A 21,064-nucleotide genomic window follows, 5' to 3' on the forward strand; every position below is an offset into this window, starting at 1 on the left:
GGGCCGCTGGACGTACAGCCACTCCTGGCCGGCGCGCATCGTGCGCGTGCACCCCGGTCAGGAGTGGCTGTACGTACTCGAAGGGAGGCCGCGGCTGCACCTCGGGGACACGGCGCCCACCCTGTCCTGGTCGCGTCCTAGTCGAGCAGGTTGGCGCGCAGGCGCTCGCGTATCTCCGGAGTGACCTTCAGGCCCTCTTCGAGGTAGCGGTCCACCGTGCCCCAGGTCTCCTCGATGGTGGTGAACGCCTCCGCCAGGTACTCGGCTCGGGCGTCGAAGAGCGGGCTGAGCAGCTCCATCACCTCGGGGGACATGGCGTCCGCGGAGGTGCTGCTGCGGTGCACCTTGTAGCGGCGGTGGGCGGCGTTGGACTGGAGGTAGTCCTCCTCGATCGCCGGGCGCTCCACGCCGACGGCGAGCAGCGTGACGGCGATGGAGAGGCCCGCGCGGTCCTTGCCCGCGGCGCAGTGCATCAGGGCCGGGACACTGTCGTCGGCCATGGCGTGCAGCACACGGCTGTGCTCGGCGGTGCGCTCCTTGATGATCATGCGGTACGAGGAGATCATCCGGCCCGCGGCCCTGCCCTCGGAGAGCAGGCCGCGCAGCTGCTCGATGTCGCCCTCGCGGACCATCTCCCAGAACTCGGCGCCGTCGGCCGGATCGCTGAGCGGCAGGTTCACGTTCCGTACGCCGGGGAGGGCGACGTCCTGGCCCTCCAGCTTCTGGTCGGCCGCGTTGCGGAAGTCGAAGATCGTGTGCAGGCCGAGGGCGGTGAGGAAGTCCGCGTCGGCCGCGGTGGCGTGAGCCAGGTGACCGCTGCGGAAGAGGCGTCCCGCCCGCACCCGGCGCCCGTCCACGGTCGGCAGCCCGCCCAGGTCACGGAAGTTGCGTACTCCGGCGAGCTCGGGCTCTGTCGACGGGACCTGCTGCGTCACGGGGGCTCCTCCCATTCGGCCGCCGACGCTGTTCGTCGGCGGGGCGCGTCTTCGACGATACGACACGGGTTCCTCGGGCAATCATTCGTTCGGGCGGACTCCTCCACCGTTCCTCAATGACGCAGATGGGCCATTCACCCTTGATGTCCGTTTAGGTGGTTTCGGTGCGTTCGCGGTAACTAGCCCTGGAGTAAAGGGCGGTGGCCGATTCCGTGGTGAGCGGGATCATATTCGTGACGGTGTGTGGCGATCTTCGCCGAGCAATTCCCTTATGGGCGGGCACTTTTGAAGGGTGACTATCCACGGAGTGTGACCGGTATTTCGAGAAAGGATCACCGCTCCGCGATGGTCCGGGAATTGATTCCTTGTCGCTCGGCTCTCAACTCCATTACGGTCGCCGACGTCCGGGCGGACGCCCAATCCTGCCGCCGCTCGGATTCCCGCACACCAACCCGTGCACGGCAGGAGCGGGGGACCCACGGTAAATCGCCGGATCCGGTCCACCGGAGCGGCTTGGGGTGAAGTCGCGGAAACGCGGCCGGGCATCTCCAGCCCGAACCCGACAGCTCACCTCGCAGGCGCCGGAGAGGAATTCGCCATGCCCGTGAAGGGTAAGCACCGCCGTCCCAAGTCCCTGCGTCTCACCCGCGGTTTCGCCGTCGCCGGAACCGGCTCGGCCGCGCTCGCGCTGCCGCTGCTCGGCGCGACCGGAGCGAACGCCGCCACCCCCGAGGCCGCCCCCGCCGCCCACAACCTGGCCCCCCAGGGCGTCAAGTCCGCCGCCCCGCAGGCCGAGAAGAAGGCCACCAAGGCGGCCGCCAAGGCCGCGAAGTCGTACTCCGTCGTCTCCGGTGACTCGCTCTCCGCGATCGCCGAGCAGCTCGACGTGGACGGCGGCTGGAAGCAGCTCTACAAGGACAACCGCAAGGTCGTCGGCGGCGACCCGGCGCTGATCCTGCCTGGCATGAAGCTGACGGTCGGCGGCGCGAAGGCCGAGGCCGCGCCCAAGGCCGCGCCCAAGGCGAAGGCCGCGCCCAAGGCCGAGAAGGCCGAGAAGAAGGCCCCCGCCAAGGCCGAGTCGGACAAGGTCGAGGCCGAGCCCGCCGCCGGTGGCTTCACCGCCCCGGTCGAGGCCAGCATCTCCACCGCGTACCGCACCGCCGGCAGCATGTGGTCCAGCGGTTACCACACCGGCACCGACTTCGTCGTCCCCTCCGGTACGCCCATCAAGGCCATCGGCGACGGCACCGTCGTCTCCGCCGGCTGGAGCGGCTCGTACGGCAACGAGGTCGTCATCCAGCACGCCGACGGGCACTACTCCCAGTACGCCCACATGACCTCCCTGGACGTGGCCACCGGCCAGACCGTCAGCGGCGGCCAGCAGATCGGCCTGTCCGGCTCGACCGGCAACTCCACCGGCCCGCACCTGCACTTCGAGGTCCGCACCGGCCCGAGCTACGGCTCGGACATCGACCCGCTGGCCTACCTCCGCTCGCACGGCGTCAGCATCTGACATCGCGGCGGCGGACCCGGCGCGACGCGTGCGGCGCCCTCGGTGGTTCCGAGGGCGCCGTTACCGTACGCCCGGAGGTCAGTCGAAGAGGTCAGGCTGCTCGGCGGGCTGGAGCGCTCCATCGTGATGAACCACCAGGCCGCCTCGGCCACGCTCTGACCTACCGTCAGAAGCCCGTGGTTGGCGAGGATCACCCGAGGACCACCGCCTTGTGCGGGCCGAGCGCGGCACCGATCCGCCGACCCTCCTCGGTGTCGTTGACCACGCCGCGGAAGTCGTCGTACAGCCCCTGGTCCTCGAAGAACGCGCACGCGTCCTGGGTGAGCGGGTCGAGCGGGCGGCGCAGCGCGGCGAAGGCCTTGCGGTGCAGTGAGTGTGCGTGCGCGGCGGCGACCGCGTCCGGGCGGGCCTTGTGCACCTCGGAGTGGATGCAGGACGCGGCGCGGTTCACCGGACGGTCGCCCTCGACGACATTGCCGTCGTGGTCGACGAGTACGAGGTCGGAGACCCTGACGCACGGGTCCCTTCACGCCTCGCTGCGCGGCAGGTCCCAGACGACGCGCTTCTTCCGCGGGCCGCGCAGCAGGCCGCTGCTCTGCGTGGTGATCGCGGCCAGCGCGTTGACCGTCCAGTACGCCAGTGGATAGATCGGCAACAGCAGACAGGCGTACGGGAGACTCGGGTCCAGGCGGCGTTCGATGACGACCGCGAGGGCGATCTGCAGCACAGCGACGATCGCGATGCCCACACCCCACGCGATCAACCACCGGAGCTTGGTGTCACCGGGCTGCGTGATCCAGTGCACGACGCCCCAGACGGTCGCCGTCAGCATGGCCAGCACCCAGAGGTACGAGAGCAGCGCCTCGACCGCGATCGGCCACAGCTTCCAACGGCGCGGGTGGGCGACGGTACGGGCATGGGTGCGCAGGACCTCGCCCTGTCCGCGGGCCCAGCGGGTGCGCTGGGCCCAGATGCCGCGCAGCGTCTGCGGGACCTGCATGCCGACCAGTGCATGGGGTTCGAAGCCGGTCAGATGTCCGGCCTCCAGGAGCCGCCAGGTGAGTTCGATGTCCTCGGTGGCCATCCGCGCGTCGTAGCCACGTCGACGGTGCGGTCGGCGGAGCCGTCGTTGAGGATCAGGATCTCCAGATCGGGGTGGTCCACGCCGCGCAGCGCCTGGACGCAGCGGGCGATGACCTGTTCCTCGTTGTACGCGGGCACGAGGACGGTGACCCCCGGCCAGCCGCCGGGCGGGGTGGCGAGCGCGGAGCGCTCCTCCAGGATCCGGAAGAGCACCCCGCCCACCATCCACGCGGCACCGGTCACCACCGGGTAGAACGCGAGGAAGGCGAGCAGTACGTCAAGGAAGCTCACGGCGTTCCTCCCCGCGCCTGATCGCGATCCCCCAGAGCAGGGCGAGTCCGAAGCCGAGCCAGGAGATCACCACGGCGGCCAGGAGGTGGCGCAGGATGTAGCTGTGCCCGAGCAGGGCGATCGCCAGGGCGCCCGCCGCGACCCAGACCAGCGCGCCGAACACGAACATGCCCGCCTTGCGTCCGCGGGTCAGGGGCCGGGTGGGTTCGAAGGCGACGCCGGGGGGCTGCGGCCTCGCGTCCATGGGGCACCCTTCGCAGAGCTCGCGTACTACATGCTTTGTCACCCTATGCTCCGATTTCGGCGGCCTGCACTTCAGGACCTGCCGGGAACTGGGCTGAGGGCTCGCTCCGACACACCTGCGCCATCGATGAACTCGACTACGGCGTCCACTACTTGGAGGAGGCCGACGCATCCCAGGGTCGGCCCGTACCTCGTCAACGCCCGCAGCAAGCAGGTCAACGGGCCTCGCTCCTCGCTCCTCGCTGCCGCGCGGGCGTCACGGTCGGCCTCGTCGTCTCCACGTACGCCGACCCGGACGGCAGCAACGCCTTCCCCGAACGCGAGACCATCGCGCTGCTCACCGGCATGAGCGCCGAGCGTGTGACCGCTTGCCTCAAAGTCCTTGTGCTGAGCGGGGCGAGTGCGCGCACACCATCCGGACGACGTGCACGCACGCGGTCCGGGAACCGGCGAATCGGACACAGAGGGGTCGGACAGCGTGCACGCACGCGTTCCGGATGACGTGCGTGCCGGGTCTTCCGAACTTCCCGGACAGCGTGCGCGCCGGGTCCCTACAGATGCCCTGCACAGATACCCATCCACAGACAGGGGCTGACGAGCGTTCACAGCCTCAGGTAGATACGGGTGACTGGGCGGCAGCGGACGACCTCCCCAACGACCCCGACGCGATCCGCGCCGAACTGGTCCGCCTCGACGTGTGGGAAGCCGAGCACGCCGGCAGCCCCGGCTGCGCCGAGGACGGTGCTGTCTACCGCAGACGCCTCGCCCTCAACCGCCAACTCCCCGCCCCTGCACGCCGCCACGGCCCGCGCGGCCTCGAAGGCAGGAGAGCCTCGTGAGCCTCGCCCCGGTGTCCAGCCCTGTCGTCAGCGCCATCCGGGTCTGCCCGCGCAAGGGATGCACCGTCTACCTCCAAGGCGGCCACGCCGGACTGGAACGCCACTTCGGCGTGCTGCACCCCGGCGAACCCATCCCGGTGCCCCCACCGCAGCCACGGCGCCGAATACACCCCGTGCCCGAGCAGCCCGCCTTGTTCGACCTGCCAGAGAGAGCCAGATGACCAAGAACAAAGGCCCCACCCCGAGCCAATGGGCAGCCGCAGACGCCGCCATGAACCGCGTACAACACGCCTGGACCGGACTGCGCTCCATGCCCTCACCCGCACTCTCACCAACGCCCTGGGGGCGGTGCGCGCCCTCTATGAGAAGCCGACCGTCACCAGCTGCAAGCGCCACCCCCGTGGGTCCGTCGATCCCGCCCCAGCCCAAGGTGAAGGCCCCTGCCTGGCCTGCAACATGGAGCGCCGACGAGCCCTGAGAGGCACGCAGGGCATCCCCGGCGCGCCAAGGGGCTCAACGTGCGCGCGCTGAACACCCGCAGCTTCGAGTACACCCCGCCCGCTCAGAACGCCGGTGAGGGGGCCGGCTGATATCGCCACAGCCCTTGCTTGCCCTGCATCGGCAGTGCCTCGTCCAACAGGCGCGGCTCGGCCAGCACCCAGTGGAACATCGACTCCTGCGCCCACTGGGAGGGATGGTCGGTGACAACGTCGACAAGCGTGACCCACCCGAGCAGCGCCCCGTACACCTCGTCGAGCGCGAGCGCCTCATCACGGCCCTGCACACGCATCGACGCGGTGACGGGCACCCCTGGGTCGTCGCGGTGACGCTGCATGCCCGCGTGAACGGCGAGAGGACCTCGGTACTTCGTCGCCCACGACCGGCTCTCCACGTCCTTCACCGAGGCCATGATCAGCCCGGCGTACGGCTGACTGATCGTCAGGGTCGGGAAGGTCTCCGGGATCGCCGAACTCATCCGCGCGCTCTAACGTAACCCACCGTCTGACCTGGGAAAACACGCATGCCCACCGACAAGACCCCGCTCACCCTCGACCCCACACACGAGCTGTGGGAGCAGCAGCCGCGCGAGAGCGACGCGAACTACCGGCGCTTCGAGTCCTACCTGAAGATGCGCGACCGCAAGGTCCGCACCCTCGCCGCCGAGCTGGGCGGCTCCACCGCCTACCTGCAGCAGCTCGCCTACCGTCTGCACTGGCACGACCGCGCCAAGGCGTACGACGTCGACCAGCGCCGCCAGGAAGCCGAGACCCTGGAGGCCGCACGCCGCTCGCACGCCAAGTAGATGTCGCCGCGACCGGCCTGGCTCTGCGTCAGCTGATCGAAGGCCTCAAGCGGGAACGCACGTACACGACGAACGAACTCATCAGGCTCTACAGCGTCCTGCGCCCTGCCGTGGACGGCACCCGCCTGACCATCGCCGGAGCCGACGACGCTCCCGCAGTGAAGGTCACCCAAGTCCCGGCGACAGAGGAGGAGTTCCGCAGCGAAGTCGCGCGCCTGGCCGGCATGTTGGCCGACGAAGGGGAGACGCCGGTGACGATCGGCTACGACGAGGACGACGATGCGCAGTGACCGCGCCCAAGCCCTCGAGCGTGCCCAGTTCCTCGCGCGCCTGACCGACCCGGTCACGCTCGCACACTCGCTTCAGCCCTCGTTCGAGCCCCGGCCCCACAACCGGGTCATCGCCCGTGGGATGCGCCGCCTCATCAACGGCAAGACCCGCAAGCTCCTGATCACCACCCCGCCGCAGGTCGGCAAGAGCACCACGGCAGCGGTGTGGGGTGTGTTCTGGTGGCTCGCCCGACATCCTCGAGACCACGTCATCATCGTCTCCTACGGTGCGGAGCTTGCCGAAGAACGCGGGCGCGCGATCCGCAAGCTCATCCGCGCCCACGGCGCCGAGTTCGGCCTCGCCCTGGACGCCGAGCGGGCCTCGGTCGCCGACTGGCGCCTTACTACCGGCGGCGGCGTGCGCTGCGCGGGCATCGGCGGCTCCCTGACCGGCCACCCCGCCTCGGTGATCATCATCGACGACCCGCACAAGAACCGGCAGGAGACCGACTCCCCAACGATGCGCAAACGCGTCGCGGACTCCTACAGCGCCGACCTCTACTCGCGCCTCGCACCCGTCGGCCCGCTCCTGCTCGTGCTCACCCGCTGGCACGAGGACGACCTCGCCGGACGCCTCCTGCGCGACGAGCCGGGGGAGTGGGACGTCATCCACATGCCCGCCATCGCCGACCTCACCCTGACCCCCGACGGTGGCCCCCTCGGCCGCCAGGACGGCGACCCGCTCTCCCACCCGAAGATCCCCACCCGCGACAAACAGTCACTGCTCGACCACTGGCTCGCGAAGAAGCGGGGCTCCTCCCCGTTCGACTGGGGCGCCCTCTACCAAGGCAACCCCCAACCCGTTGAAGGAGCCCTGGTCACCGCGGAGTTGATGCGAACCCAGACCCACCTGACCGACGTGCCGGCCGCGCGGCGCATCGGCGTCGCCGTCGACCCCTCTGGGGGTGGGCGGGACACAGCGGGGATCATCGGCGGACTCATCGGCACCGACCGACGCTTGTACTGGACGCACGACCGTACGGCGCGGATGTCCTCGGACGCATGGTCGCGGGCGGCGTGCACGCTGGCGGCCGAGACGGACGCGTCGGTCATCGTCATCGAGAAGAACTTCGGTGGCGACCAGGCAGAGCTGGCCGTCAAGGGTGCGTGGGACAAGCTGCGTCGCGAACACGACGAGCAGCACGAGTACGTGGACGACGCGCCACGAAACCCGTACGTGAAGATCCCGCCGCTGATCGAGATGCGCTCGGCGCGGCAGAACAAGATCGTGCGCGCCGAACCGGTCGCGGGGCAGTTGCGAGAGGACCGCATCCGCCTGGCCGGCCATCTGCCGGACTTGGTGAAGGAGTGGGTGACATTCCAGCCGGACTCCTCATGGTCGCCCGGCCGGATCGACGCATCCGTACTCCTCGCCTACGAACTGCTGGGGCCGCCCATCTCGGTCAAGTCCGTGTCCACGCCGAAGGGTTCACGAACTGACATCGCCCGCAGGAACGGGCCTGGCACCCGACGGATGGGACCGCGTTCGTACGGCGGCGGGCGTGACTAGCTGGCCTGTAGCGGCCCATAGGCAAAGGCGTGCCGCGTGTCACTCACGATCGGTCATATGGGGCAGAGCCCCGTTGCTGCGGAGTACGTGGTTCTCTGGCTGGTCGTTCCAGCCGCTCACATAGCCGCCTTCGGTCTCGGCATCGCTCTGACCGGCCACTCAGGCCATGCCCGCTTCGGTCAGGAGTCGCGAGGCTGTGGCGGAGAGTTCGCGCAGTCGCTCCTCCGGCAGTCGGGACGCGGGTCCGGAGACACCAAGGGCGGCCACCACACGGCCGTTCTGGTGCACCGGGACGGCCGCGCAGCACAGTCCAGGCTGGTAGTCCTCCAGGTCGAGGGCGTAACCAAGTTTGTGCACCTCGGCGACGGTGTCCTTCCAGCGGGTCCATTCGTCCGGCTGCTCGTGAGCGAGACGCTGGGCGGTTGCGGGGCGGAAGGCGAGCAGGACATGACCGATGGCGGTGCCGAAGAAGGGGTCATGGCCGCCAATCGGCACGGCGAGCTTGAGCAGCTGCGGGGACTCGACGGTGTCGATGTAGACGTAGTCGCGCAGTGCCGGGACGGCCAGGTAGCAGGTTTCTGCGCTGATGGTGGCGAGTTTGCCGAGGAGCGGGTGGACGAGCTCGCGCAGGGCGTCGTCGCTGCCGACCGAGCCGCGGACGAGTTCAGTCAGCCGCTCGGTGAGAACGTACCGTCCCGCGTACGAGCGCTGGGTGACATAACCGAGCGACTCCAGGGTGGCGAGCAGATTGTGCGCTGTGCTGCGGGACAGGCCGACGGACTCGGCCGCGTCACTGAGCCGGGCGCCGTCAGGGGCGGCGCTGACCGCTTCGAGCAGGGAGAAGGCGCGGGCGACGGACTGCACGCGGTGGGGTCGCACCGAGCCGGATTCCATCATGCCGAATAGTCCTCTTCTTGACTGGGTCTCATTCCCGCATGAAGATCAACGTGCTAGCGTTGTGGCGCAATGCGGAATCTGATGAGCTTTACATGGCGTGAAGTTCAACATACCGGAAACATGTTGTTCTCGTCCTCTCTGTGACGCCATGACTTCGGGTATTTCACCGGATGGCCGGGAGAGTGAAGGACGACCAAGGGGGAAGCGTGCGCGCTGCCGGTTTGAGGGTCGCGACTGAACCGTGGGGCGGGTCCGCATCGTCGGTCGCTGCCGAGGTGGGGCAGGGACTGACCAGGCGTGTCGACAGGGTTGCGGTGAGCGCACTGCGGAGGGCGGACTCGCCCAGGCAGTACCTGGACCGAGAGCACATCGAGACCCTGGCCGCTATTGACGAGCCTTTCCCGCCGATCGTTGTGCGCATCGACACGATGGAGGTCGTCGACGGCCTGCACCGCCTGGAGGCCGCTGCATGCCGCGGTGACCGGGAGATCTCCGTGCGCTGGTTTCAGGGCGGGCAGGAGGAAGGGTACGTCTACGCGGTCCACGCCAATATTGCGCACGGCCTTCCGCTGTCGCTCGCCGAGCGGCGCGCGGCGGCCCAGCACATCCTCGTGACACACCCGCAGTGGTCGGACCGCCGCATCGCTGCCGTCGCCGGCCTGTCTGCCCGCGCCGTGGCCGAGCTCCGTGACCTTGAGAACGGACTGTCTGCCGCCGACGGTGCCGCGGTGCGTGTGGGGCGCGACGACCGAGCGCGTCCCATCGACCCCAAGCGTGGCAGGCTGCTCGCCGCGCGACTGTTGGGCGAGCAGCCTGACGCCTCGCTGCGGACCATCGCGGCACAGGCGGGCGTGTCCCCGGGGACAGTCCGTGACGTGCGTGCACGGCTGATCCGGGGCGAGGACCCCGTACCGATGCGGCAGCGACGCGCACAGCCGGAGTCGGGCGTCGCGGCGGCGACCGCGAGCCGCCCCTCGACGGCGCCTCCCGGTGCTTCGCTGCCGACAACCGGAGACTTAACGGGTTCGCAAGCAACCATGGACGTCTCGCCGACTGCCATCACGGGTGTCCCCGCTCAGCTGCGTGCGGACGCGCGGGTGAAGCGGCCGGGCAACGAGGGCTCCACGCAGGCGTGCGACATTGAGGCGACGCTCCGTTCGCTGCGCCAGGACCCCGCACTGCGGCTCACCGAGGTGGGCCGATTCCTGTTGCGCACGCTGGAGCCTCAGCTGCTGCTCGCCGCCGAGCGGCAGCGCATCTTGCACCGTGTCCCGGGGCATGTTGCCCCCCGGCTGTCGGCGGCGGCCCGTGCCTACGCGGTATCGCTGAACGAGTTCGCTGACCAACTGGAGTCCGGTAGGCGGTAGTCGCAGCTTCCGACTGTCCATGCGACCTGATCTTCCATGTGCGCGGACGGCTGCAGCTCACGGAGTGCTGATGAAGTCAGCCACAAGCCCGATGAACTCGTCCGGTGACTCGAAGGGGAACGCGTGCCCTCCCTGCACTCGTATGAGTTCGGCATGCGGGATGAGTTCCGCCATGCGGTCCTGATGGGCAGGGGGTACGACCACATCGCTCGCGCCGGAGATGATCAGCGTCGGGGCCGTGACTCGGGGCAACAGGTGCTCGATGTCAATGTGCTGGTCCAGGTGGAGCTGTCGGCCGATGCCTTCGGGCCGGAACAGAGCGGCGAAGCCCGCTACCTCGGTGTCGAGGGTCTGGGAATCCTGGAACGGCGAGCCATCCGTGTCGTACGCGTTCAGCAGGACGAGACGGGCAAGGAGCTCAGGGCTGGCTGCTACGAGTTCCTGCCACAGGCCGAATTGGAGCACCATCCGCGGATCGCTCTTGGCCCACCCCGCGTGCAGCACGAGCGAGCGGATGCGGCGGCGGGCAACGGCGGACGCGGCGGCGGCCACGCAAGCGCCGAGGGAGTGGCCGACCAGGGCGAAGTCATCGAGCCCGGCGTCGTCCGCGGCGGCGAGGACCTGTTGTGCGAGATCCTCCGCTGTCAGTGGGGCCCCGGAATCGGTGGTGCTGCCCGAGCCAGACAGGAACGGGGCGACGACGGTGTGTTGAGGCTTCAACTCTGCTATCAAGTCGGAGTAGTTGGCTTCCGGGGTGGCGCCGGTGCCGTGGACCAGGACGATTCCCGGGCCCGAACCGGTTCGCAGGTACTCGATGGTGCTCGGGCCGGTGGACAGGGCGGTACGTACGTGGGGCACACGTGCTCCTTTTCAGTAGGGGCGTCGACGCCGTCATAGGAGTGAAGGTCGTTGCGCTGGTTCGGCGGCGGCCCCGTGCCACGGATGGTGACCGGGCGCGGGGCCGCGAAGAGGGAAGGCAGAGAAGGGCGTTGCGGGTCAGGTGCGGGACGCGGGCGCCGGGGCGGACTCAGTACTGGCGCCGGTCGCTGCGATGATCGTGTTCTTGGGTCGGTTGCGGCGCTCCATGCCCACCGAGACGACCGCGAGGAAGATGCCGACCGTGGTGATCACGGCGCCCACCCAGTTGGGCGACGTGTAGCCGAGGCCCGCGTCGATAGCGGCTCCGCCCAGCCAGGCGCCAACGGCCGCACCCAGGTTGAAGGCCGCGATATTGGCGGCCGACACCAGCGTCGCAGGGCCGCCGGCTAGCTGCATGACCCGCGTCTGCAGGGGCGGAATGGTACCGAAACCGACCCCTCCGAGAACGAAGAGAGTGATGACGGCGGCCACCTTGTTGTGTGCCGTGAACGTGAAGAGCAGCAGAACGACGGCGAGCGCGATCAGCAGGGTGAAGATGGTGGCAGTCAGGGCACGGTCGGCAGCCTTGCCGCCGAAGTAGTTGCCGGCCACGAGTCCGAGGCCGTACAGCGCGAGCAGCCACGTGATGCTGGACGAGGAGAACCCGGCCACGTCCGTCATCATCGGCGTGACGTAGGTGAAGGAAGCCAGGAGGCCGCTGAATCCGATGGCGGTGACGGCCAGCCCCAGCCAGACCTGCGGCTTACGGAAGGCTGCGAGTTCCGACCGCAGGTTGCTTTCTTCGGCCACCTGCTCGTTGGGCACCAGGGTCGCGATGCCGACCAGGCCGACCAGGCCGAGGACGACGACGCCCCAGAACGCGGAGCGCCAGCCGAAGTGCTGGCCGAGCACTGTGCCCATGGGCATACCGAGGACGTTGGCGAGTGTCAGACCGGTGAACATCAGGGAGATGGCGCCCGCCTTCTTGTCCGGGCTGACCAGACCGGCAGCGACGACGGAGCCGACACCGAAGAAGGCACCATGGCACAGGGCCGACAGCACGCGGCCTGTCATGAGCAGGCCGTACGTCGGCGCGAGCGCGGCCACGAGGTTGCCCGCGATGAAGAGCACCATCAGGCCGATGAGTAGATGCTTGCGGCGAATCCGGGTGGTGGCAGCGGTCAGTACGGGGGCGCCGACCACCACACCGAGCGCGTAACCCGACGTCAGCAACCCCGCCGTGGGAATGGAGACGTCGAAGTCTCCGGCGACCTCGGGCAGCAGACCGTTCGTGACGAACTCGGTCGTGCCGATCCCGAAGGCGCTGATGGCCAGGGCTAGCAACGCGAGAGGCATGGAAGTCCTCCTCCTTCAAGTGGACGCTTGTAACTGGCGCCCACAACAGTTGCAGCCGCTTTATATGTGCACAAGCCGATAGCTTGCACATGCATATGTGCGGTACGAATCTCTCGAGAGGGTGGGATCCGGGGGTGCGCCAAGAGGTGCTGCTGCCCGAGGTGACCCGAGGAGGCAGCCATCTACATCTCCGACGACTCGTCCAAAGTCCGGGTGCGCGGCTGGCGCACCCTCGCTGCACTGCACTGCGACCTGGAGAGGGCACTGGAGGGCGCGCTGCGCCCTCACGGCCTGTCAGTTGTGGAATACACAGTCCTTGAGGCGCTGAACCGGCAGGACGGCTGGCATCTGCGCATGAAGCAGCTGGCCCGAGTGGCCGCTCTCAGCGACAGTGCCGCAACTCGTATGGTCAACCGGCTCGAAGAGCGGGGCCTGTTGTGCCGAGTGCTGTGCACGACAGATCGTCGCGGTGTTTTCACCGAGCTGACCGAGGACGGGCGCAAGCTTCTGGCAGAGGCGGGGCCGGGCCACGATGCGACACTCTGTCAGGCCTTGGAGCAGTCTCCGCTCATAGGTGAACTCGCCGAACTCCTAAGAGCGTTGGAAGAAGAGTAGAAGAAGAATCGTCGGCAAGTACGGTCACGTGCTGTGCAACTGCGGATCGAGACAGTTGCACAGCACGTGGCCATGCAGATAGGTGTGACCTTCCTTACGTCATTGTGCAACACGGGAATGTGCTGAATGGCCGCCTCGATGCTCGCCCGCTATCGTCCATGGCCGATGAACTCCGGGGCAGAAGGCAGTTGTTGGTTGCGATCGCCCCGCAGGCATTCTCGAAAGGAATGGTCATGCCGGATCGGCAACTCGGCGGGAACAGGCAGAAGCTGCCCTCACTGACCGGACTGCGGTTCTTTGCTGCAGCGCTCGTCTTCTGCTTCCATGCCTCACTCGCCAAAATGCTGGACCCGTTTGCGGACAGAGAATTCGCCGATGGGTACGCGCTGTTGTTCAGTAAAGCAGGGTGGGCGGGGGTGTCGTTCTTCTTCATCCTCAGCGGATTCGTCCTGGCCTGGTCGGCGCGGCCGGGCGACACCTTGGCCGGCTTCTACCGACGCCGCCTGCTGAAGATCTACCCCAATCACGTGGTGACCTGGGGCATCGCGCTCCTGTTCTTCTCGGCGACCGTCGCAGGCCCGGAGGTGTGGCTGCCGAACCTCCTCCTGGTCCACTCCTGGGTGCCCGACCTGGACACGTTCGTCAGCGTCAACCAGCCCAGCTGGTCGCTCTGTAGCGAGCTGCTCTTCTATCTGCTCTTCCCGCTCCTGTGGCGCTGGGTGCGCGCCATCAACGGCAACCGCCTGTGGGTATGGTTCGGCATCACCTTCGCGGGCCTGCTCGGCACGCAGCTGATCATCTGGGCTTGGGTGCCGGCCACGCCGCGCCTCGAGGAGTGGCCACTGTCCGAGCTGCAGTGGTGGCTCTCCTACAACATCCCGCCGTTGCGACTCTTCGAGTTCGTCCTGGGCATGCTCATGGCCCGGGTCCTCAAGGAGGGCCGCTGGATCGGCCTGGGTATCTCGCCCGCACTGGCTCTGACCGGCGTCGGGTACGCGCTCGCCCTGGTGGTTCCCTGGCAGTTCGGGCTGAACGTGACCCTCGCCGTACCACTTGCTCTGCTGGTGACGGCGGTCGCGGCGGCCGACATCTCCGGGCGCCGGACTGGTCTGCGCGGCCGCTTCATATCCCTGCTCGGCGAGGTCTCGTTCGCGTTCTACTTGGTGCACTATCTCGTGCTGCTCGCTGTCCATGACCTGCTGGACGAGCGGAAGTTCGCCACGCCGGTGGCACTGGCTGTACTCGTTGCCGCCTTCGCCTTCTCCCAGCTGGTGGGCTGGCTGCTCTTCGTATGCGTAGAGCGTCCGGTGATGCGGCGGTGGGCGTCGGGTGGCAAGAAGCAGCGTGTGACAACCTCGGCCCCGTCCCCGGCCTCGGTTCCGGACGCGGCGGATGAGGCCAAGCCTGTGGTGCAACAGGTCTAGCCTTCTCGACGGGGAAGCTCGTGCCGAAAGAAGGAGGGCGGGACTTGAAAGTCCCGCCCTCCTTCTTTCGGTTCACGCTGGACACCGCAGGCACGTCACTGCCCACGGTCCCAGTGCCGTCACAGCACGCCGCGCAGCACCCCGCCGTCCGCTCGCAGCGCCGCGCCCGTGGTCGCCGACGCCTGGTCAGAACAGAGGTAGACGGCGAGGTTTGCCACCTCCTCCGAGCTTGCCAGACGGCCGAGCAGGGAGGTGGGTCGCTCCTTTTCGATGAACAGGCGGCTGGCCTCCTCCATCGAGGAAGCTTCGTCCCCGACCACCTCCTGCACGAATTTCTCGACGCCTTCGCTCAGCGTCGGTCCCGGCAGGATGCTGTTCACCGTCACGCCGCTTCCGCCGACCGCCTCAGCCAGCCCTCGGGCGACGGTCAGCTGTGCTGTCTTGGTCATGCCGTAGTGCACCATCTCCGGCGGCACCTGCACGGCAGACTCACTGGAGATGAAGACCGTCCGGCCCCACCCGCGCCGCACCATCGCGGGCACGTAGTGGCGGGACAGACGGATTCCGCTCATCACATTCACGTCGAAGAACCGCTGCCATTCTCCGTCCTCGATCTCGAAGAGTGGCTGCGGTGCGAAAATGCCCGCGTTGTTCACGAGGATGTCTACCTCGGGAATCTCCTCGGTCAGGACGCTGCATCCTTCCGCGCTCCCGACATTCGCCGCGATCGTGCGAACCCGAGCCGTGTCGTCGAATTCTGTCACCGCCTTTTCGAGGCGCTCCTCGGTCCGGCCATTGAGTACCACCTCTGCCCCAGACGCGTGGAGCCCCTTGGCGATGGCCAGGCCAATCCCGGCGGTTGACCCGGTTACCAGCGCGATGCGACCCGACAGATCGATTTGCATGGAGGAAAGCTCCTTCTCATGGGCTCGGTGCAATTTGCTGTGCGACTCTAACCCGCGCTGGACAAGAACAGGGGTGTTCGAGAAAGACTCGGCTCGCACACCGCAACGCTGACCAGGGAGTAAAATCGTGGAATCCAATCTCGAAGGAAAAGTCGTCCTCATCACCGGTGCCGGCGGCGGCATAGGTCTTGCCACGGCCCACGCTTTTGTAGCCAAGGGCGCAGCGGTGGTGGGCGGCGATCTGGATCCCGGGGCGCTGGAATCTCTGGGGAGTGCCCAAGTGCTGCCGGTCCAGTCGGACCTGCGTGACCCGGACGGTGCCGGCCTCCTCGTGCAGGCGGCACTGGATCGCTTCGGACGCATCGACGTTCTGCACAACAACGCTGGGGTTGCTGCGGTCAGGCCGGAGGGATTCCTCGGCGTCGACGACGATGCGTGGCGGGCCAGCCTGGACCTCAATCTGCTCGGATACGTCCGGATGGCACGCGCGGTACTGCCGCACATGCTGGAGCGGGGACGCGGGGTCCTGCTGCACACCGCGTCCGAGGCCGCGCGGATGCCCAACCCGAGGCTGCCCGACTACAGCGTCACCAAGGCGGGGATTCTGAGCCTTTCCAAGGCGCTGGCAAGGGAGTTCACCCCGCGCGGAGTGCGCTCCAACGTGATCTCACCCGGCTTCATCCGTACCGCGATCTATGACCGGCCGGGCGGTCTGGCTGATGCGCTGGCCGAGGAGTTCGGCACCGACCGCGAGGCGGCGCTGAAGCGGTACGTGGATCTCAACGGCATTCCGGCGGGGCGGCTCGGGCGACCCGAGGAGGTTGCGGCGGCCGCGGTGTACCTGGCTTCCGACCTGTCAGGTTTTGTGTCCGGTGCCGAGATCGTTGTCGACGGCGGCGTCACACCGACCGTATGACGGCGGCTGCGCCGAATCGGCAGTGACCGTATGGCGGTTCTGGGCGAGATGAACCCCGCCCTAGATTCCGCACAGTGCAACCAGAGCATAGATCATGTGCAATCTTTTCCGTGATGCGGGATCGAGTGCTACCGTCACGATCATCCGGTGGGCGACCGCGTCATCGCACGGCGTGACGAAGTGTCGTACCGGTGTTCCATATGCGTGCGACAGCGTCGCCGCACGCTGTTCAGGTGGGGGGAGCGGGAGCGCGGCCTCTCATGCGCGAAGTCCCAAGGAGCTGTTCAGTCTTGAAGAGAGTCACCCTTGTCATGGGCACCCGCCCGGAGGCGATCAAATTCGCACCGGTGATCAGGCTTCTGCAACAGGACCCGCGGTTCGAGCCGATCGTGGTTTCCACGGGCCAGCACCGCGAGATGCTGCAGGAGACGCTCGCTGCGTTCGGCCTGGCCGTGGATGTCGACATGGCAGTGATGCGGGAACGCCAGACTCTTTCCGGCACCACCGCGCGCATCCTCGACGGCCTCGACTCCTACGTGCCGCAGCACCGGCCGGACGTCATGCTGGTCCACGGTGACACCGCGACGACGCTCGCCGGCGCCCTCTCGGCGTTCCACCACCGGATCCCCCTGGTGCACGTCGAGGCCGGACTGCGCAGCGGCACGCTCTCCTCTCCGTTCCCCGAGGAGGGCAATCGCCGGCTCGTCGCCCGCGTCGCCGATATGCACCTGGCGCCGACCTGGGGAAACCGCGACAATCTGCTGCGCGAAGGCGTCCCTGCGGGCGACATCGTGGTGACGGGAAACACGGTCATCGACGCCCTGCGGTGGGGCGCCCAGTACGCGGCCGACTGGGACCGGTCCGAGCTGGCGGACCTGGGCCAGGAGAGCCGCAAGGTCATCCTCGCCTCCGCGCACCGCAGGGATGCCTGGCCTCAACTGCGCGACATAGCCGACGCCTGGCGGCGGCTCGCCGACCGCGGCGACGTACGCATTGTCGTCCCGCTGCACCGCAACCCGGCTGTCCGCGAGGCGATCCTGCCTGTCATCGACGGTCACCCGCACATCACCGTGACCGACCCGCTGCCCTATCTGTCCTTCTGCAAGCTCCTGGACCGCGCCGACATGATCATCTCGGACAGCAGTGGCGCCCAGGAAGAAGGACCGGCGCTCGGCACCCCGACCCTGGTGCTCGCAGACGTCACCGAGCGCGTGGAGACGATCGAGACCGGCGCGGCCCGCCTCGTTGGCAAGACCACCGAAGGCATCGTCGACGCCGCCACCACACTCCTGGACGACAGCGCCGCGTACTCGGCGATGGCGCGGGCGGTCAACCCGTACGGCGATGGCCTTGCCGCCGAGCGCACGGTGGGCGCCCTGGCACACCACTTCAAACTCGGCCCGGCCCCATCCCTCTTCGCTCCCGACTCAGCGCTGGTCACAACGGCCTTCCGGGACGACATGGCCCAACTCGCCAGCTGACCGCCGAGCTCTCCTCTCCCCGACACCTCACCGCCTGTAGGTGCTTCCGCACACGGCCACCAAGGACACCCATGACCCGTACGACATCCGTGCCCTCCGCGACCCCGGCCGCTGGCACTTCCACCGACACCGGCACACCGCTCGCATTCTCCACCCGCGGGTTGCGCGCCGAACTCACCACCCCCGGCGCCAAGATACCCCTGCAAGAGGAGACTCTCGTCGTCAACCTATCCGCCGAGCCGCTCGATCTGCATACCGAGCGCCCCTCCCAGGTGGCGCCCCTCCAGTCTGCGCTCCTCGACCGGGTGACCCTGCGCCACCCTGCTCCGCTGCTTCTCCTCACCGGGATGAACACCGAGCGCATCGCCGACCTGGGAGCCCGGGAGAACTGGCTGCGCATAGGGAACGACCCGGCAGTGGCAGCCGGTGCGGGCGAGGGTGCACCCTTCCCCGCAGGAACCCCACTATGGCGATCCCCCATCGCCCAGTTGGGCACCGTCACCCTGCCGGCGCAGCTGCTCGGCGCGCCCAGCGAGGCCAGTACACCCGTGCCCCTGAAGCTGCAGGCCAACCTCTGGTACGCGCCCGCGGGCACCGACTGCCACATCCACCGCCGGCACGACTTCCTGGAAGTCCACACCCAGGTCGCGGGTCGCGGCCGGATGCAGAAGTTCCACGCGCAGGACGCGGAGACCCGCTACCAGGACGTGGTCCTCGAGCCGGGCAGCACCCACGCCCCGTTCTGCGGCTACGACGCGACCGCCACGTGGAGCTATCCGTGGCATCGGTACTGGGCGGACACCGACTGCGTCTGGCTCGCCCTCGAATACCACCCCTGCTGAGCGTCGACGGTTCCAACCTTCCACCGAGACCTGGAGTTTGATGCCATGACCAGCACCACAGACAGCTCCTCCGTGCGCATCCCCCGCTTTGGTTCCGAAGTCGTCACCGACCAGCTCAGGGACGGCTACTGGTTGGAGGCCACCGATCTCGACGGTGACGGCCGCACCGACCTGTTCGGCTACGGACTGCGCCTGGGCGAGATCTACTGGTACCGCAACGACGGCACGTGGGAGCGCCGGCTGGCCGCCGACGGCATCCACATGCCCGTCGGTGCCGACTTCGCGGACATCAGCGGCAACGGCGTGGCCGACATCATCGTGTGCCACGAGCTTTACGGGCCCATCGGCACCATCGTCGACCCCGACCCCCAGGGCGGAAAGATCAGCTGGCTGGAAAACCCCGGGCAGCCCGACAAGGACCCCTCGCGCTGGAAGCGCCACTACGTGGGCCGGGCGATCGGCATGCACCGGCTGCGGGCCGGATACTTCACGCAGCGCGAGCGCCTGGAGATCATCGGTCTGCCCATCGTCGCTGTCGAAGACGTCCATGCCGTCCTGCCTGTCGTCATGTTCACCCAGCCCGACGACGTACACGCCGCCGACGAGTGGCCGATGACGGTCATCGACGACCGCAACTTCCGCATGATCCACGGTGCGGAGAAGAAGGAAGGGCTCGTCCCCGGCAGCGACCTCGACAGCCTGCTGCTTGCCTCTGACGAAGGGGTCACCTGGTTGCACTGGGACCAGGAACGATCCCAGTGGCAGCGGGAGTTGGTCGGCACGGGCGAGCGCGGCCAGTTCGAGCAGACCGGGTTCCGGGGGAGCGGAGACCTGAACGCCGGTCGCCTCGGAGACGACCCGATGGCCTACGTCGCCGCTGTCGAGCCGTTCCACGGCAACACCGTCGCCGTCTACACCAAGCAGCCGGGACCGGACGGAAGCACGTCCTGGAGCCGCAGCGTCCTCGACGTGTTCGGCGACCCCAACGAGAACGGCGAGGGCCCCGGCCACCAGATCGTGTGCGCGGACTTCGACGGTGACGGTGACGACGAGTTTCTTGTGGCGCTGCGCGGACCCTGGCCCTGGCAGGGCGTCTTCTACTACAAGGCCATCGACGCGCGGGCCGCCGTCTGGAGCAAGTGGCGAGTCGCCGATGAGTCCGTAGCCCGGATCGCTCTCGGGGACTTCGACGGCAGGGGTCGCATCGACTTCGCGACGATCTCGTATGCCGTCGACAACTACTACGTGGCCAAGGACGCCAAGATCGTCTTGCACCGCAACCAGTTCGGGGAAGACCGATGACTTCTCGCGTACGCAAGGCCGTGATCCCTGCCGCGGGCCTGGGCACCAGGTTCCTTCCTGCCACCAAGGCGACGCCCAAGGAGATGCTGCCGGTCGTCGACAAGCCCGCCATCCAGTACGTCGTCGAGGAAGCAGCAGCGGCTGGCCTGGGCGACATCCTCATGGTTACCGGCCGCAGCAAGCGAGCCCTTGAGGACCACTTCGACCGCAATCACGAACTGGTAGCCACGCTCCGACGCAAGGGCGACGACCGACGCCTGGCCTCGGTGACAGAGTCCGACACGCTGGCGAGGATGCACTACGTCCGTCAGGGCGACCCGCTGGGACTCGGCCACGCCGTTTTGTGCGCTGCCGACCACATCGGTTCCGAACCCTTCGCGGTGCTGCTCGGCGACGACCTCATCGACCCGCGCGACCCGCTCCTTACCGCCATGCTCGATGTGCAGGAGCGGCACGGCGGCAGCGTAGTGGCGCTGATGGAAGTTCCCGACGAGGACATCGGCCTCTACGGCTGTGCGTCTGTGGCCTCGGGGGGCGCAGGCGACGTCCGCAGGATTACGGGTCTGGTGGAGAAGCCCGATCCGGGTAACGCCCCATCGAACCTCGCCGTAATCGGCCGCTACGTCCTGGCACCGGAAATCTTCGACGTCCTGCGAACCACCCCGGCCGGACGGGGCGGAGAAATCCAACTCACCGATGCTCTACGAGCGTTGGCTTCCGGAGAAGCAGCCGGCGGGCCCGTGCACGGTGTTGTATTCCGCGGCCGTCGCTACGACACCGGTGACCGCGGATCTTACCTACAGGCGATCGTGCGGCTCGCTTGCGAACGGGACGATCTGGGGCCCGACTTCCAGGACTGGCTGCGCAAGTACGTGGCCAACGAACTGTAAGGCACGGAACTTGAAGGCAGGGGGCAGATGTGGGAAGGGATATCAGGTGGCTGATCTGTCGCAGATCGTGAAGGCGTACGACGTACGCGGGGTGGTCCCCGACCAGTGGGACGAGTCCCTGGCCGAGCTGTTCGGCGCGGCCTTCGCGCGGGTCAGGGACGCGCA

The 21,064-nt window shown here is 68.0% G+C and carries 23 protein-coding genes, 2 pseudogenes and 1 riboswitch; of the genes and pseudogenes, 15 read left to right on the forward strand and 10 right to left on the reverse strand.

Annotated elements, in window-relative coordinates; all coding sequences use genetic code 11:
- Positions 1 to 34 precede the first annotated feature (34 nt).
- Positions 35 to 127, forward strand: a pseudogene (locus tag QIT00_RS19495) (XRE family transcriptional regulator); the annotation flags it as partial.
- 10 nt (positions 128 to 137) lie between these two features.
- Here the strand turns inward: QIT00_RS19495 and QIT00_RS19500 are convergent.
- A complete protein-coding gene (locus QIT00_RS19500) occupies positions 138 to 935 on the reverse strand; it encodes a tyrosine-protein phosphatase (RefSeq protein WP_282536579.1) in 798 nt (265 codons plus the stop codon).
- A gap of 435 nt (positions 936 to 1,370) precedes the next feature.
- A riboswitch (cyclic di-AMP (ydaO/yuaA leader) is annotated at positions 1,371 to 1,529 on the forward strand.
- Positions 1,530 to 1,533: 4 nt separating this feature from the next.
- Here QIT00_RS19500 and QIT00_RS19505 point away from each other — a divergent pair.
- Positions 1,534 to 2,448 carry a M23 family metallopeptidase gene (locus tag QIT00_RS19505; protein WP_282536580.1) on the forward strand — a complete coding sequence of 305 codons (915 nt, stop codon included), beginning with the start codon at positions 1,534 to 1,536 and terminating at the stop codon, positions 2,446 to 2,448.
- A gap of 110 nt (positions 2,449 to 2,558) precedes the next feature.
- Here the strand turns inward: QIT00_RS19505 and QIT00_RS19510 are convergent.
- The 4 genes and pseudogenes from QIT00_RS19510 to QIT00_RS19525 all read right to left on the reverse strand — a co-directional run.
- A pseudogene (locus QIT00_RS19510) lies at positions 2,559 to 2,962 on the reverse strand (class II aldolase/adducin family protein); the annotation flags it as partial.
- Positions 2,963 to 2,974: 12 nt separating this feature from the next.
- Positions 2,975 to 3,532, reverse strand: a complete 558-nt coding sequence (locus QIT00_RS19515; RefSeq protein ID WP_282536581.1) for a glycosyltransferase — start codon at positions 3,530 to 3,532, stop codon at positions 2,975 to 2,977.
- On the reverse strand, positions 3,478 to 3,822 hold the full coding sequence (locus QIT00_RS19520) for a glycosyltransferase (protein WP_282536582.1): 345 nt from the start codon (positions 3,820 to 3,822) through the stop codon (positions 3,478 to 3,480). Before QIT00_RS19520 ends, QIT00_RS19515 begins: the two co-directional genes overlap by 55 nt.
- Entirely contained in the window at positions 3,809 to 4,066 is a 258-nt protein-coding gene (locus QIT00_RS19525; RefSeq protein ID WP_282536583.1) for a hypothetical protein, read from the reverse strand. The genes QIT00_RS19520 and QIT00_RS19525 overlap by 14 nt, the downstream gene beginning before the upstream one ends.
- Before the next feature lie 556 nt (positions 4,067 to 4,622).
- Here QIT00_RS19525 and QIT00_RS19530 point away from each other — a divergent pair.
- Positions 4,623 to 4,904: a hypothetical protein gene (locus QIT00_RS19530; protein WP_282536584.1), complete on the forward strand. Its 282-nt coding sequence runs from the start codon at positions 4,623 to 4,625 to the stop codon at positions 4,902 to 4,904.
- On the forward strand, positions 4,901 to 5,125 hold the full coding sequence (locus tag QIT00_RS19535) for a hypothetical protein (RefSeq protein WP_282536585.1): 225 nt from the start codon (positions 4,901 to 4,903) through the stop codon (positions 5,123 to 5,125). The genes QIT00_RS19530 and QIT00_RS19535 overlap by 4 nt, the downstream gene beginning before the upstream one ends.
- Before the next feature lie 341 nt (positions 5,126 to 5,466).
- On the opposite strand, the gene QIT00_RS19540 is transcribed toward QIT00_RS19535, so the two are convergent.
- A complete protein-coding gene (locus QIT00_RS19540) occupies positions 5,467 to 5,880 on the reverse strand; it encodes an ASCH domain-containing protein (protein WP_282536586.1) in 414 nt (137 codons plus the stop codon).
- Between the two features lie 45 nt (positions 5,881 to 5,925).
- On the opposite strand from QIT00_RS19540, the gene QIT00_RS19545 reads away from it, so the two are divergent.
- The 3 genes from QIT00_RS19545 to QIT00_RS19555 all read left to right on the forward strand — a co-directional run bounded on the left by QIT00_RS19545 (position 5,926) and on the right by QIT00_RS19555 (position 8,046).
- Positions 5,926 to 6,207 (forward strand): hypothetical protein, encoded by a 282-nt coding sequence (locus QIT00_RS19545; protein WP_282536587.1) that lies wholly within the window; start codon positions 5,926 to 5,928, stop codon positions 6,205 to 6,207.
- 110 nt (positions 6,208 to 6,317) lie between these two features.
- A complete protein-coding gene (locus QIT00_RS19550; protein ID WP_282536588.1) occupies positions 6,318 to 6,497 on the forward strand; it encodes a hypothetical protein in 180 nt (59 codons plus the stop codon).
- Positions 6,487 to 8,046 (forward strand): terminase large subunit domain-containing protein, encoded by a 1,560-nt coding sequence (locus QIT00_RS19555; RefSeq protein ID WP_282536589.1) that lies wholly within the window; start codon positions 6,487 to 6,489, stop codon positions 8,044 to 8,046. The genes QIT00_RS19550 and QIT00_RS19555 overlap by 11 nt, the downstream gene beginning before the upstream one ends.
- A 159-nt stretch (positions 8,047 to 8,205) precedes the next feature.
- On the opposite strand, the gene QIT00_RS19560 is transcribed toward QIT00_RS19555, so the two are convergent.
- Positions 8,206 to 8,943 (reverse strand): IclR family transcriptional regulator, encoded by a 738-nt coding sequence (locus QIT00_RS19560; protein ID WP_282536590.1) that lies wholly within the window; start codon positions 8,941 to 8,943, stop codon positions 8,206 to 8,208.
- 314 nt (positions 8,944 to 9,257) lie between these two features.
- Here QIT00_RS19560 and QIT00_RS19565 point away from each other — a divergent pair, with 314 nt between their 5' ends.
- Positions 9,258 to 10,310: a ParB/RepB/Spo0J family partition protein gene (locus tag QIT00_RS19565; protein ID WP_282536591.1), complete on the forward strand. Its 1,053-nt coding sequence runs from the start codon at positions 9,258 to 9,260 to the stop codon at positions 10,308 to 10,310.
- Positions 10,311 to 10,367: 57 nt separating this feature from the next.
- Here the strand turns inward: QIT00_RS19565 and QIT00_RS19570 are convergent, their stop codons facing one another.
- Complete coding sequence (locus QIT00_RS19570) at positions 10,368 to 11,168, reverse strand: alpha/beta fold hydrolase (RefSeq protein ID WP_282536592.1); 801 nt, start codon at positions 11,166 to 11,168, stop codon at positions 10,368 to 10,370.
- Positions 11,169 to 11,306: 138 nt separating this feature from the next.
- Complete coding sequence (locus QIT00_RS19575; RefSeq protein WP_282536593.1) at positions 11,307 to 12,524, reverse strand: MFS transporter; 1,218 nt, start codon at positions 12,522 to 12,524, stop codon at positions 11,307 to 11,309.
- Positions 12,525 to 12,737: 213 nt separating this feature from the next.
- Here QIT00_RS19575 and QIT00_RS19580 point away from each other — a divergent pair, with 213 nt between their 5' ends.
- On the forward strand, positions 12,738 to 13,139 hold the full coding sequence (locus QIT00_RS19580) for a MarR family winged helix-turn-helix transcriptional regulator (RefSeq protein WP_349017191.1): 402 nt from the start codon (positions 12,738 to 12,740) through the stop codon (positions 13,137 to 13,139).
- A gap of 233 nt (positions 13,140 to 13,372) precedes the next feature.
- Positions 13,373 to 14,563 carry an acyltransferase family protein gene (locus tag QIT00_RS19585; protein WP_282536594.1) on the forward strand — a complete coding sequence of 397 codons (1,191 nt, stop codon included), beginning with the start codon at positions 13,373 to 13,375 and terminating at the stop codon, positions 14,561 to 14,563.
- A 119-nt stretch (positions 14,564 to 14,682) separates the two neighbouring features.
- Here the strand turns inward: QIT00_RS19585 and QIT00_RS19590 are convergent, their stop codons facing one another.
- Positions 14,683 to 15,468, reverse strand: a complete 786-nt coding sequence (locus QIT00_RS19590) for an SDR family NAD(P)-dependent oxidoreductase (protein ID WP_282536595.1) — start codon at positions 15,466 to 15,468, stop codon at positions 14,683 to 14,685.
- Between the two features lie 127 nt (positions 15,469 to 15,595).
- Between QIT00_RS19590 and QIT00_RS19595 the strand changes: the two genes are divergently transcribed.
- From QIT00_RS19595 to galU, 5 genes are all read left to right on the forward strand, one after another.
- Positions 15,596 to 16,384 (forward strand): SDR family NAD(P)-dependent oxidoreductase, encoded by a 789-nt coding sequence (locus QIT00_RS19595; RefSeq protein ID WP_282536596.1) that lies wholly within the window; start codon positions 15,596 to 15,598, stop codon positions 16,382 to 16,384.
- A 290-nt stretch (positions 16,385 to 16,674) separates the two neighbouring features.
- Entirely contained in the window at positions 16,675 to 17,865 is a 1,191-nt protein-coding gene (gene wecB, locus QIT00_RS19600; RefSeq protein WP_282536597.1) for a non-hydrolyzing UDP-N-acetylglucosamine 2-epimerase, read from the forward strand.
- 71 nt (positions 17,866 to 17,936) lie between these two features.
- Positions 17,937 to 18,707, forward strand: coding sequence for a hypothetical protein (locus tag QIT00_RS19605; RefSeq protein ID WP_282536598.1), 771 nt, complete (start codon positions 17,937 to 17,939; stop codon positions 18,705 to 18,707).
- A gap of 45 nt (positions 18,708 to 18,752) precedes the next feature.
- On the forward strand, positions 18,753 to 20,009 hold the full coding sequence (locus QIT00_RS19610; RefSeq protein WP_282536599.1) for an FG-GAP repeat domain-containing protein: 1,257 nt from the start codon (positions 18,753 to 18,755) through the stop codon (positions 20,007 to 20,009).
- A complete protein-coding gene (gene galU, locus QIT00_RS19615) occupies positions 20,006 to 20,899 on the forward strand; it encodes a UTP--glucose-1-phosphate uridylyltransferase GalU (protein ID WP_282536600.1) in 894 nt (297 codons plus the stop codon). Before QIT00_RS19610 ends, galU begins: the two co-directional genes overlap by 4 nt.
- The last annotated feature ends 165 nt before the right edge of the window (positions 20,900 to 21,064 follow it).

The sequence above is a fragment of the Streptomyces luteolus genome (assembly GCF_029968015.1).
GTDB lineage: Bacteria > Actinomycetota > Actinomycetes > Streptomycetales > Streptomycetaceae > Streptomyces > Streptomyces luteolus.